8 protein-coding genes are annotated in these 14410 nt (G+C 31.3%); 7 read left to right on the plus strand and 1 reads right to left on the minus strand.

The annotated features are described in order from the left end of the window. Positions 1-16 precede the first annotated feature (16 nt). Together V2W16_RS11205 and V2W16_RS10145 are read left to right on the plus strand one after the other, a co-directional pair. Positions 17-139 (plus strand): sortase B protein-sorting domain-containing protein, encoded by a 123-nt coding sequence (locus V2W16_RS11205; RefSeq protein WP_425353964.1) that lies wholly within the window; start codon positions 17-19, stop codon positions 137-139. A 176-nt stretch (positions 140-315) separates the two neighbouring features. Then, a complete protein-coding gene (locus V2W16_RS10145) occupies positions 316-5505 on the plus strand; it encodes a Spy0128 family protein (RefSeq protein ID WP_329385382.1) in 5190 nt (1729 codons plus the stop codon). 41 nt (positions 5506-5546) lie between these two features. Here V2W16_RS10145 and V2W16_RS10150 read toward each other — a convergent pair whose 3' ends face one another. Beyond that, a complete protein-coding gene (locus V2W16_RS10150; RefSeq protein WP_329385385.1) occupies positions 5547-7910 on the minus strand; it encodes a SpoIIE family protein phosphatase in 2364 nt (787 codons plus the stop codon). 164 nt (positions 7911-8074) lie between these two features. On the opposite strand from V2W16_RS10150, the gene V2W16_RS10155 reads away from it, so the two are divergent. The 5 genes from V2W16_RS10155 to V2W16_RS10175 all read left to right on the plus strand — a co-directional run bounded on the left by V2W16_RS10155 (position 8075) and on the right by V2W16_RS10175 (position 14349). Continuing rightward, positions 8075-10138, plus strand: coding sequence for a U32 family peptidase (locus V2W16_RS10155; protein ID WP_329385389.1), 2064 nt, complete (start codon positions 8075-8077; stop codon positions 10136-10138). Positions 10139-10147: 9 nt separating this feature from the next. Continuing rightward, positions 10148-11002: a PHP domain-containing protein gene (locus tag V2W16_RS10160; protein WP_329385391.1), complete on the plus strand. Its 855-nt coding sequence runs from the start codon at positions 10148-10150 to the stop codon at positions 11000-11002. 90 nt (positions 11003-11092) lie between these two features. Continuing rightward, positions 11093-12355, plus strand: a complete 1263-nt coding sequence (locus V2W16_RS10165; RefSeq protein ID WP_329385394.1) for a UDP-N-acetylglucosamine 1-carboxyvinyltransferase — start codon at positions 11093-11095, stop codon at positions 12353-12355. 83 nt (positions 12356-12438) lie between these two features. Continuing rightward, the gene (locus tag V2W16_RS10170) at positions 12439-13227 is read left to right on the plus strand and encodes an MBL fold metallo-hydrolase (RefSeq protein WP_329385398.1); all 789 of its coding nucleotides are present in this window, start codon (positions 12439-12441) and stop codon (positions 13225-13227) included. A gap of 9 nt (positions 13228-13236) precedes the next feature. After that, positions 13237-14349, plus strand: coding sequence for a S1C family serine protease (locus V2W16_RS10175; RefSeq protein WP_329385401.1), 1113 nt, complete (start codon positions 13237-13239; stop codon positions 14347-14349). Positions 14350-14410 lie beyond the last annotated feature (61 nt).

Genomic DNA, 14410 nt, shown 5'->3' on the forward strand with positions numbered 1-14410 from the left:
AGGTGATATATTCTATATAGATTCTGTTAAAACTTCTGATGAAAATAATATGGGATTATACATGTTATTATCATTTATAAGTTTAGCTGGTGTTATTGGAATTGGAATAGGTTTAAAGAAAAAACAATCTAATTTATAATAGTATCTATAAGGTAATTCTAAAATAAAAAAGAACGGGGAACCGTTCTTTTTTTGTATAAAATTAAAAAAATCTATATATTATCAATTAAATTTCTAAAATGTGATAATAGTATGATATACTGTATAATAGTATAAAGTCGGATTATACGTTATAAAACAAAGCGGGGGATGTTTATGAAAAAGTCGATAACTCTAAAAAGAATTTTTGTTCTTCTTTTAATGTTTTCAATTGTTTTCTCAGGAAACGGCATAAATGTAAAAACAGTTAAAGCCGCAGATGAATTAGTTCCTGGGACACAACAATACTATCAAGCAAGATGGGAAGACGCAAAAGTAAAAGCCGGCAATCTTTCAGCCGGAACATCTTATACAACTTACCTTGGAAACAACGATACAACAAAAGTTGAAGGTCCTTGGATGGTTGAAAATCTAAAAGAAAAATATGATAACGGAGATATCTCTGCCCCTTGGGATGGAACTGCAGTTATGCCTACGAAAACTGATAACGGAGGAGCATATGATGCAGCAAGTAACCCATGGAAAGTGTATACGGCAGAAGAGCTTAGATGGGTAATGACTAACCATCAATCATTTAAACTTCAAAATGATATTGACCTTGGTGGATATTTAGGAAAAGTATGGACTACGCCAGCGACAGCAAGTAATACTTGGACAGCTGATGGTAATGGGTATACTGTTTATAATTATTATTGTAATACAGCAAGTAGCTATACATCTATGTTTGGAGCATCAAGTAATATCAATATAGCAGACTTGCGTGTTGCTAATGCATATGGTAATTATTCAGCTGCTAGTGAACATGCAATAATTATATCCGGTGCAAGTAGTGTAAAAATAATTGATTGTGCTGTAGAAGATACAATGATGTATTGTAATACTCCTGGAGTTTGGGTAAATAGTATAATTGCAAATCGTTGTAACGAAATAACAATTGAAAATACATATACAAAAAATAGTCATATTGCAACCCTTGCTAGAAGTAGTTATTCATGTTGTTGCCAAATTATTGAGGGATGTACAAATCCTATTGTAAAAAATACATATGCAATAGATGGCAGTGTAGTAGGTGATGGTGGACATAATGGTGGTTTTATGAGTTGCAACTTTGGTTTGGCTAAAATAGAAAATTGTTTTTCAAATATAGATGTTTATGGAAATACAACAGCAGGAGTATTTATGGGAGTATCTCATGGTGCAACAAATTTTAAAAATTGCTTTACTACAGGTAAAATTGAAGGAACAAACTCTTTAGGAGGTTTTGCCGGTCCTGTTGATAGTGTTGCAGGTAGTGCTCCATATAATCAATCATTTGAAAATTGTTATAGTACTGCTTTGGTAGGTATTGTTGGAAAACCAATAAATGTTGGTGGTTTTTTTGCTACTGATACAGGTCATGCTATATCATTAAAGAACTGTTATACAGCAGGCGAGGTAGGAAATATTTCAACAGTAGTAGATAGTACAACTGCACCTGGAAATACAGGTGGATTTACCGGAACATATAATGCTAGCAGATTCACATTTGAAAATTGTTATTATGACAAACAAACAACAGGAATGAAAGAATGGGCGATAGGTAATATGACCAGCGACCAAATGTCAAATAACGGACTAAAAGGTGTACTAACAACAACAAGTGAAAAAAGCGGAGCAGGTTTAACATCTGCACCTGGAAATAATGGGTTCACAGGATTTGGAAGTGATGACGATAAATGGACATATGAGGAAGGATACTATCCACAATTAAAAGTATTCACAAATCCAACAACATTCACAAATACAAACTGGATGAGTGAAGAAGATCTTCATAATACTATAAAAGCATACTCAAAAGCATCAGCATCAACAGTAAAATTAAATACATATGATGAAGATTATGCAGGGAACAAACTTTCCAAAGAGACATATGACACGGTAAGGGACGTAACAAGTAAATTCCCGCTAAGCAGTGATGAAGGAATTGAATGGAAAAGATGCGGTGTAACAGGACAAGGAACATTAGCAACGGGAGAAGGGGCGAAATCATATGCCTTTGTAACGGGAGATAACGATGTGATGTCCGATGTAATCAACCTATATAACGAAGAAGGAACATGGTATGGAAATAATCCAATGCCTGGAATAGACTGGTTAAGAGTAAATGCAAAAGAAGGAAACATCACAGGAACAAGACAGCTAAGAATATGTCCGACAGTAGGTTTAAGTGCGGGGCTGTCAAAAAATATAGGTGCAAACACTTATTATGACCATGCAGACGATGTAAGACTTGTATATTCTACAGGAGCAAGAATGGCAGCAAACAGCAAGGACTTCACATACGGGGTATATCCTGATAATCCTTTAGAGCAAAGTCAAAAAGATATTTTAAACACTTCAGCATATGCAAATGTCAGCGCATTAGAAAACAAATATACACAAAGCGGACAAAATGATGCATTTGGTGATATTGATGTATTGCATATGGAAAGAACAGGAACAGCATTAGACAGCGGAGTACCTGCAATTACAGCCAGTGAAACCGGTGCAAAAATTAATGAAGTAAATATATATGAAATATCTGCAGAAAACAGCGATGGTTCTGTTAATGCAAAAACAAAGGTAAACCTAGAAAATACAGAAAACCAAAATAAATGGAATGGAAAAGATTTCTTTGCAACAGACGGTAAAGACCATAAATATTCCGTTGAATATGTATGGTCATTGGCAGATGGAAGATATGTAAGAGATACAAAAAGAATAGAATCTACTCCTGTAACCCATAGTGCTACAGTTGAAGTTCAAACTCCAAGCGGAAACCCATATCCTGGACAAGCATATTTGGATGTATATTCAAAATCAGATGAAAATGGTGCGGTTGATCCTGGTATAAAAGAAGATTTTGGATCATCAACAAAAGTAAAAGATGAGCTGGAAAGTCAACCTTATGGACACCCTGCAGAAGTTGCATGGAAATGGGTAGATGGAGCAAACAGTTTAATAGGATGTGATATAACATTTACATCATCTGATAAACTAACATCAAATAAAGTAACATTAAAACCATCAGATATCCCAACAACACCGGGAGAATCAAAATCATTTAAGGTAGAAACACCATATAGATCATATAGTTATGACAATAATGGAAATATTGTATGGCAACAAACAAATGTAGAAAAAACATACAGCATTCAACTGGGAAATGACGGAGTATATAGATTAACATTTGACGTAGAAGAAAAAGACTATGGTGATGGAGTATATATAGATGATTTAGATTTCAATGTAGCAGTTGTTTTAAAAGTAGAAATTCAATCTGAAACAATAAGCGGGGATACAATAAAAGTTCAAAAAGACTTTAGCGGAAGAGAAAATGATGAATGGTATAATACCGATAAATTCAGCTTTAAGTTAGAAGGAGCAGATGAAAAAACAAAAGAAGCCATAAAAAATGGCGGTATTGTTTTACCTGAAAGCTCAAAAGGTTTAACTATTGGAAAAAATACAGAGAACAAAGAAGCTGTGTTTGGAGATATTGTATTTAAAAGCGAAGGTGAATATACATTTGCAGTAAGTGAAATATTACCTGAGGGTGTTAACAAAGATAATCCACAAAAAAATAGCATTAAATACGATACAACCATTAGATACATAAATGTAAGTGTAAAACTTGAAGGAAGTAAATATGTTGCAACTATTAAGAAAGCAGACAGCTTGATTTTCCATAATGAATTCATTCCTAATAAAGGAAGTATAGGAACCGGAGAAATAAGCGGACAAAAACAAGTAGAATCAGTTGATGACAGCTTTACATTTAAAGGTGATGATTTTAAATTCTATATGTATGGGGTAAGTGCTGTTGATAAGAATTATCAAGAAATAAAAAGCTGGGATAATGAAAAAATTGAAGTAACAAACGATGAAAACGGAAATATTATTTTCCCAGAAAGAAGATTTGACCAAGAAGGAACTTATACATATGTAATAGGCGAAAGCGGTAAAGAAACATCAGTGGGAATAGACCAAGATGAAAGTCTGCTTATAGTAACATATAAAGTAACATATGATAAAGAAGCCAATAAGCTAACATATACAAGAACAATTACAAAGAATAATGCAGAACAAGATGATATTACTTTTATCAATAAACATGACCCTAATCTATCTGAAATAAGTGTAGATGTAAATGGAATAAAGGTACTTACAGGAAGAGCATTAAAAGAAAATGAATTCACATTTGAATTAAAAGCTTTAAATGGTGCTCCACTACCACAAAATACACAGGTAAAAAATAATAAAGATGGAAGCTTTACATTTGGGAATATAGTATTCGACAGAGAAGGTGTATATGAATACGAAATAACAGAAAAGGTAGAAGACTTAAGCGGTGTTGAATATGATAAAAGTGTATGCAAAGTAATAATAACCGTAACAGAACAAAAAGGTGTTTTAAAAGCAACAGTAGAATACAAGAAAGACGAAGAAGATGTCGATAATGTATATTTCTTAAATAAGTTTGATATAGACGGACAAACAGATGTAGATATAGACGGGGATGGAAATCCAGATATTAATGTTGATACGGACGGGGACGGAAATCCTGATATAAATATCGATACTGATAACGACGGCGATCCAGATATAAACATTGACACTGACGGCGACAAAAATCCTGATATCAATATTGATGTTGATGGAGATAAGATACCAGACATAAATATAGATACAGACACAGATAAAAAACCTGATATCAATATAGATACAAATGGAGATAAGAAGCCTGATATCAATATAGATACAGATAATACAGGAACATGGAAGCCAAGCGGTGAAGGTGGAAATGGGGATGGAATATGGAAACCTGACACAGATTTAGATACAAACGGAGACGGAAAGGTAGATATAGACCACAGCTATAGACCTGGCTATGATAATGATAAAGACGGAGTAGATGATAACTGGAAACCGGATAAAGATGTAGACTTAGACGGAGATAAAATACCTGACTATGACACATCACATCCGAATATCAACGTAGACACAGACGGGGATGGAAATCCTGATATAAATATCGATACTGATAATGATGGTGATCCAGATATAAACATTGATACAGACGGAGACGGAAATCCTGATATTAACATCGACACAAACGGAGACGGTAAACCTGATAAAAATATCGATAAAGATGGAGATGGAAAAGTAGATCCTGAAACTGGCAGCAGTAATGATTCAGAAAAAGACAGTGCAAGTGTTGATACATCTGATAATAATAATGTAAATATGTATATATTTATTGCACTAGCAAGTATTGTTGCTTTAAGTGGAACATGTTTAATATTAAGAAAGAAGTTTAATAACTAAGATTTATAATTAAAAAAAAGAACGGGTAACCGTTCTTTTTTTTAGTCATATATTTCTTCTCTTACTTTAACTACAATTATGCTTACATCGTCTTTAAGCTTGCCAAGGCTTCTTGCATAAGCTTCATTAAACAGTTCATCAGCAATCTTTTGAGGATTTCTATATTCCATGTTAAGGATTTTTTCTTTTATAAGTTCTCTATCGTTCATAAATGCTTCTAAAAAGCCGTCACTTACCATATAAATATAATCATTGTTTTTTAATTTTATGGTCTCTTTTGCTATATCTATATTTTCTATTATTCCTATTGGAAGAGCCTGAGCAGAAAGACTGGTTACTTCACCATCTCTTTTTAAGTAGCTTTCGGTTGCTCCTGCTTTTATAAATTCAGCTTTCGCTGTAAACAAATCAAATAATATAATATCAAGTGTAGAAAAAACTTCTTTTTCTTCAAGAGATAAAATTGTATTTATGGTGTTTATACTGTCAATTTCTTCACTTTCGCAGCCGAGCATTTCTTCTAGAAGATTTAATACTCTTTCACTTTGCATATTGGCTTTTTCTCCCGTTCCCATACCGTCTGCAAGAGCGATTAAGTGTTTGTTTGTAGGAAGAATTATATTTGAGTAATTATCTCCACATTTCTCTTTATCGTTTCGTTTTCCTCTTTTAATTCCAACACTTAGAGAAAATGGCATTCTTTCCGTAAAAGTATATTCAAAAGCTTCAAGAGAGGACTCAGTGAAAGAATCATAATCATACATGATATTTTTATTTAATATCTCACTTAGGAGTAAAGGTACTGTTATTCTGTATTCTTCAGAGGATAATCGTTTGCTTGTTTTAATGTATATTCTCATTTTCCCTTGAAAATCTTCCAAAACGACACTTTCTTTTGCTATAATTCCCATAGCAAAAAGGCTTTCTCTTATATTTTCTTCATCTTTTGAAAAGTAATTTAATCCCTTTTTTATGTTTGTATAAATATTGTCTAAAGTTTTATTTATACTTTTGAACTCTATTTTCATAAGTTCTTTGAATTTAGATAGTTTATTTTTGTAATCTTTTTTTATTTTGAGATTGTCACATAAGTAAGATGCGCTTTTAAAAATAAAGAAGTTGTATTTGCATTTATTTACAAAACTTTTGGGTAAATCTTTTTTTGATGTTATTTTACCATTATACGTATCAAGTATTACTTGAGAAAAGTTTACAAATGTTTCTTTTCCGTCTTCATTCCAACACTTAGCAAAGTTCTCACAGTTTGTGCATATATCGGCAGTTAGAACTTTGCAAATACTTTTTGTTATATTCTCATTTTTTTCTTCTTCCTCTAAGGTTATGTTATAACTTACTTCGTTTATCATATTTTTCTTATTTTCAATTTCTTCTTTTATTGTCTTTTTTATGGCACTATTAAATATATTTCCGTGAAAATCTTTTTGTTTTGTATTTATCAAATTTAAAATTTTTTGATTAAAAGATGTTGATACAATAAGAAATATAACACCTGCAATTAATACATCAAGTATTGGGATAGTAAACATAATACTTTTATTTACATAGCAAGAAAGGGTAAGAGTAGTAAATATAAATACCAAGGTGCTTATTCCTTTTGATAAATTTTTTGTCATTGAAGAGAATAAAGTTGCTACTGTAAAAATTAAAATTATATCAGTACTGTATCCACCTTTTAGAGTAAGTAAAATACTTCCTATAAGTGAAAAACTAAGGCAAAGGCTTAATGAAAAGTAGGTAGATACAAAAAGCAACATGAAAGAGGTTATAATAAGAGCAATGGAAACTGTAAATATTTTTATATCACTTAATCCAAGTACTATTATTGAAAAAATAATAGATAGGCTTATTGCTTCAAAAGAGGAGAATTCTTTTTTTAAATCAAAATTTTCTATAAGATTATAAGAGGTATTAAAAACAAAAAATACCAATATTAAACTTAAGCTTTCGATTAATGAATAAACGTTGTTAATCGGTGGGTTTTTAAAAATATAATTAACAAAGAAACCGCTTAACAAAGTAATAAGGGCACATATAACGGAATATGTGCTTTTATTTTCTTTTACTATATAATTTTGATTTACTATAAGCATAAAGCAAAATGCAATAATTAACCTAAAAGCTGAGGATATATTTAAAGTGAAAGCTGTTAACACTGTCATAATAATTAAAGGTAAATTATTTAATTCCTTTTTATAAATTATAAAAGCACCAAATCCAAAAACAAATGGCAGTGTATAAGAAAAGAAAACACAAAAGCTATTTAATATTGACATAACGAGCATGAAAACATTGCGATAAGTTAAGAATTTGTTTTCTTTTCTTTTATTTTTTAAATTTTCAGCGTATGTATTGTTGATTTTTAGTATACCTTCTCTACTTATCATATTAAAGCCTCCCATAAGTTATATAAAAATTATAAAAAGCCTCGTTGGTGAAATTTGATGAAAAAAAGAATAAAACTAAAAAAAATAAAAAACCTTTTAAGTATTTGTATTTAATTTGCTAATATTATATACTTACAGTGTAAATTAACTTAGAGGATAAAATCATGTTAGTAAATGGAAATGAAATAGAAATTTTAGCACCTGCTGGAAATTTCGAAAATTTAAAAACAGCAATATTAAGCGGTGCGGATAGTGTATATTTTGGACTTGGTAATTTTAATGCAAGAAGAAACGCGAAGAATTTTTCTACATTTGAAGAGGTAAAAGAAGCGGTTGATTTTTGCCATTTAAGAGGTAAAAAAGCTCATGTAACTTTAAATACTCTTGTTTATGATAATGAAATAGAAAAGTTAATCGAAGAAGTTGAAATGATTAATAAAGCCGGTTTTGATGCTATTATAGTTCAAGACCTTGGAGTAATAAATATATTAAAGCAAATATCTCATGTTCCTCTTCATGCTTCAACACAACTTAGCGTTCATAACGTAAGCGATGCGAAAAAGCTAAAGGAAATGGGTTTTGACAGGGTTGTGTTATCAAGAGAATTATCTCTTGTGGAAATTCAAAGAATACTTGATGAAGTAGATATCGAAGTTGAAATTTTCATGCACGGTGCTTTATGCATGAGTGTTTCCGGACAGTGTTACTTTTCTTCAGCACTTGGAGAAAGAAGTGGAAACAGAGGATTGTGTGCCGGGGTGTGCAGACTTCCATTTTATGTAAATGATAAAAACAGATATAACCTATCTTTAAAAGATGCTTGTTACATAGATTATATTGATACTTTTGCAAAAATGGGTATTGCTTCTTTAAAAATAGAAGGAAGAATGAAAAGCAATGAGTATGTTAAAAGTGTTGTTTGTGCTGTTAAAGATAAAGTTGAAAAAGGATATTATAATAAAAAACAACTTGAAAATGTATTTTCAAGAAGCGGTTTTACCGATGGATATATAACAGGAAAAAGAAATGATATGTTTGGTATAAGAAGCGAAGAAGATAAATCTTATACTAAACAAATAAGTGAAGAAATCAAAAATATGGATATTGAAGAAGAAAAAGTTAAAGTTAATGTGACTTATGACTTTTCTTTGGGTGAAAAAGCATATGTTAAAGTAACCGATAAAGAAGGGGTGTCGGTAGAACAGTTTGGTCCTATAATAGAGCAGGCAAAAAATAAACCTACTTTAAAAGAAAATATAGAAAAGAATTTAAGTAAGTTTGGTGATAGCATATATTTTGTAGATAAAATGGATGGAAATACTGATGATAATATTTTTATTCCAGTATCAGCTATTAATGAAATGAGAAGAAATGCCATAAAAGAAATGGACAGTATAAGACTAAACAGGTTTAAAACTTATGATATAGATACGTTAAAGAAGATTAATAAGAAAGATATTGTAAGAGAACATAAAAATATTGCCGTATTAAGTAATATAAATTTATTAACAAATAAAGTTTTAAATTACTTTGATATTATATTTGTTCCATTATTTCAAGTTAAAAAAATATCTAAAGATGTAATAGAAAAGTATAGTGAAAAGCTTGGGGTAAAAATACCAAGAATTTATTTTGACAGGGAAGATAATATAGAATTAATGCTTGATACTGCAAAAGAGATTGGAATAAACAAAGCATTATCTCATACCATAGGTAAAATATACTTAGCCGATGAAAAAGGATTTGATGTATACAGTGGATTTGGCAGTAATATAACAAATTCATACAGCGTAGATATACTTGAAAAAAATATTAACAATTTAAAAAATATTACTTTATCTTTTGAAAATACCGTAAATAATATAAATAAAATAAAAACAAATACTCCTTTATCTGTAATAGTTTACGGATATTTACCTTTAATGACTGTAAGAAACTGTCCTGTTAATGAAGAAGTAGGATGTAAGAATTGCAATAAAAATAAAAGCCTTACGGATAGAATGGGTAAAAATTTTAAAGTTAAATGTAACGGACAAACCAGTGAAATTTTTAACACATATCCCGTATGCATATTTGACAAATTAGATAAACTAAAGGATAATATTGATAGAGTATTCTTATTTACAAATGAGAATAGTAAAGAAGTTGATATTGTAATTGATAAATATTTACGAAAAGAAAGATTAGCAGAAAGTACTAAAGGTTGTTATTTTAGGAAGTTATTATAGGAGGTAACTATGGAAAAAGTTGATTTTCATATTCATACTAACGCATCTGACGGGAGTTGGGATAGCGAAGAAGCTGTAATAAATATAAAAAAAGCAGGAGTTAAATATTGTGCTATATCGGATCATGACAGCATCTCAAACGTTAAATTAGCAGAATATATAGCAAAACAAGAAGGAATAAATTTAATCAGGGCAACTGAAATATGCTCTAAGTCTTATGATAAAGAAGTTCATATTTTAGGTTATGATATTGATATAGATGATATAGATCTTACTTATACAATGACAAGAACAAAAAGAGTAAGACAAAACAGAGATACAAGAATAATAAATTGGTGCGCAAAGAGATATGATAATGTAAGTTTGGAAGAATACAATATATATAAAATGCAGGAAATGGCAGGTCTTCCAATTATGAATTATCTTGCTGAGAAAAACGTATGTAAGGGAATAGAACCTTTTAATGCAATTAAAGCTCAAGTGCCCGTTCCAAAAGAGGAAGATTTGTTATCTTCAGAAGAAATTATAGCAGCCATTAAAAAGGCCGGAGGTGTTGCTGTTCTTGCTCATCCATCATATTATTTCCCGGGAAATGTAATGCCAAAGGATATGCTTGAAAATTATCTTTCAATGGGAATTGATGGTATTGAGTGTTACAGTACTTATAATCCTTTAAAGGAACAAAATGAATATTATTTTGATTTTTGTAAAAAACATGATTTAATAGTAAGTGGAGGTTCTGACTGTCATGGGAGTGTTTACACAACAAGATTTGTAGGAACTCCTACGGTAGATTTATCACAAACAAACTTACTTTCAAGAACAAGAAACTATGCAAAATTGCAGCCTAACCCATGTTTTTAGTTGGTTTTTAGCTATTAGTCTTTATTTTTAAAGTAAATTTTAGTATAATACTAAAGCTAAAGGAAAAAGAATTTAAAGGATGAAAATAGAATGGAAAAAATTATTATAAAAGGCGGAAACAGATTATCTGGAGAAGTTACAATTACAGGTGCAAAAAATGCAGCTCTTGGAATCCTTCCAGCAACTGTTCTTGCCAGCGATAAATTTATTATTGAGAATTTACCTGATATTCAAGATATCAGAAACTATATAAGTATTATGAAAAAACTTGGTGCAAAAATCAGAAAGACATCAAAAGGTTTAAGTGTAGACACAACAAATATTGCAGATTGCACAAGTGATGAAATTGCAGAAGAAAGCACAAAAATGAGAGCAAGTTACTATTTGCTTGGTGCCTTACTAGGAAGAAACGGAAGCGTTGAACTTCCACCTCCTGGAGGATGTGATATCGGTGCTAGACCAATTGACCAACATATTAAAGGCTTTGAAGCGTTAGGGGCAAAAGTTGATGTTAAAGGTTCAATAAAAATAGAAGCTCCAAATGGACTTAAAGGTACAAACATTTATATGGATGTTGTAAGTGTAGGTGCAACTATTAATGTAATGCTTGCAGCAGTAAAGGCAAATGGTTTAACCGTTATTGAAAATGCTGCAAAAGAACCTCATGTTGTTGACATTGCTAACTTCTTAAATTTAATGGGAGCAAATATAAAAGGTGCCGGTACTGACGTAATAAGAATAAACGGCGTAGAAGAACTTCATGGTTGTGAATACTCTGTTGTTCCTGACCAAATAACAGCGGGAACATACATGATTGCTGCCGCTGCAACAAAAGGGGATGTTTTAATTAAAAACGTTATTCCTCCTCATCTTGATTCAATAACAGCTAAGTTAATAGAAATGGGTGCTGAAGTTACAGTTGATGAAGATGACAATATTAGGGTAATAGGAAGAGAATACATTAAACCTTGTAATGTTAAAACATTACCATATCCTGGATTCCCAACAGATTTACAACAACCTATGGGGTTATTTATGTGTTTAGCAAATGGAGTAAGTACTATTACTGAAAGCATATTTGAAAATCGTTTTAGATATGTAACAGAACTACAAAAAATGGGTGCAAACATAAGGGTAAATGGTAATACAGCAGTATTCACAGGTCCTTGTGAACTTTACGGTGCAAAAATTCAAGCAACTGATTTAAGAGCCGGTGCTGCTATGATATTGGCAGGGCTTGTTGCAAAAGGTACTACTGAAGTTACTAATTTAAAATATATTGACAGAGGATATGAAAATATAGAAGAGAACTTTAGGAATTTAGGTGCCGACATAGAAAGAGTTGATTCATAAAGATTTAATCCCCTAAATATGCAGGGGATTTTATTTTATATTATAAATATATAAAAATTACATAAAATGAAAGGGAGAATAAATTGAAGTTTACAAATCTCTTTTCTTCATCAAAGGGAAACAGCTTACTTGTTGAAAGTGAGAATACAAAAGTTTTAATAGATGCCGGGCTTGCAGGTAAACATATAATAAATGAGCTTAAAAAGGTTGATGTTGATATTCATGATATAGATGCAATACTCATTACTCATGAACATTCTGATCATGTAAAAGGTGCAGGTGTGTTGTCCAGAAAAGCCGATATACCTATTTATATTCAAAAGGATGCTTGCCCTTCGGTTTTAAAAAAGATAGGAAATGTTAAAGGAGATAATATATACAGAATAGAAGAAGAAAGACCACTATATATAAATGATTTATTAATTGATAGCTTTTCTATTCCTCATGATGCTGTTGCTCCTGTTGGATTTACTATTGATGATGGTAAAAATAAAATCGGTGTGGCAACTGACATGGGAATGATAATGGAAAGTGTAATAAATAAGCTTAAGGATTGTAAATTTGTTTTTTTAGAAGCAAACCATGATGAAACAATGCTAAAAAATGGGTCTTATCCAATTGAATTAAAACAAAGAATTTTATCGCCTTTCGGTCATCTTTCAAATACAGACAGCGGTAAAGTATTAAGTGAGCTTATAAAAGGAAAGACAGAAAGAATCAGGCTTGGACATTTAAGCGAAGAAAATAATCTTTCTTCTGTTGCTTTTGAAACGGTAAAAGACGTTGCAAAAAGCAATGATGCCATTGAGGGAAAAGATTTTGTTTTAGATGTTGCAAACAGAATAGGAATTAACGGTACTATTCATTGTTAGGAGGTCAATATGCAAAAAAAGGGGAAAAGCGGACTTACCATATTCTTTTTGGGATTAATTATAGGTGGAATTATATTCGGTTCATTAGCTTTTTTTATAACTAATATGAGAATGAATGCTTTAATTGATGAAAAACTGGGTATGGAAAGCGAAATAGTAACAGATGATTCTTCAGGAAGCGTTACACTTAAGGAGTCTACTACCGAAAAAGTTGCGCAAAGTGTTACTCCGGCTGTTGTAGGGGTTGAGACAATCACTGTAACCAAAGATATATTTGACAGAGAGTCTGAGGTTGGAGGAATAGGAACAGGTTTTATCGTAGATAAAAACGGTTTAATACTAACAAATCAGCACGTTGTAAGTGAAAACCCAAAACAAATAAACGTAACATTAAAAGACGGAAGAAATTTTGATGCGAAGGTAATATATTCATCTACTACTATTGATTTGGCAGTAATAAAAATTGATGCAAAGAATTTGCCTGTTGTGAAACTAGGGGACAGTGAAAAAATAAATATAGGTCAGACTGCAATTGCAATAGGTAATCCAATGGGGCTAACTTTTGAAAGAACCGTAACACAGGGAATAATTAGTGCCCTTAATAGAAGTATTGCTGTAGATTCTTCAACAGTTGCTGAAGATTTAATTCAAACAGATGCTTCAATAAATGAAGGAAACAGTGGAGGTCCTTTATTAAACCTTGCGGGTGAAGTTGTTGGAATAAATACTTATAAAATTCAGTCCGGAGAAGGTCTTGGTTTTGCAATTCCAATAAACATTGCCAAACCAATTATAGAACACATAAAAAAAGACGGAGAATTTGTTCCTACGGTTATGGGAATTGAAGGTGTAGATAAAGAAATCGCAAGATATTATTCAGAAGATATAGATTTGGAAAAAGGAATTTTAATTGTCGGCGTTGTAAATGGAATGGGTGCTGATAATGCCGGCATAAAAGAGAATGACATAATAACAAAGGTTAATAATGTTGAAATAAAAAATATGCTTCACTTTAGAGAACAGCTATATTATCATAGCCCCGGAGATAAAGTTAAAATTACTTATGAAAGAGACGGGAAAAGCAAGACAGTTGAAGTCGTATTAAGCAAAGGAAATAATTAAACAGCTTTAGGGCTGTTTTTTTATTATTATGAAAAAATATTTTTATAAAATCCTTTTTAAT

It is taken from the genome of Anaerofustis butyriciformans, from assembly GCF_036289385.1.
Taxonomy (GTDB): domain Bacteria; phylum Bacillota; class Clostridia; order Eubacteriales; family Anaerofustaceae; genus Anaerofustis; species Anaerofustis butyriciformans.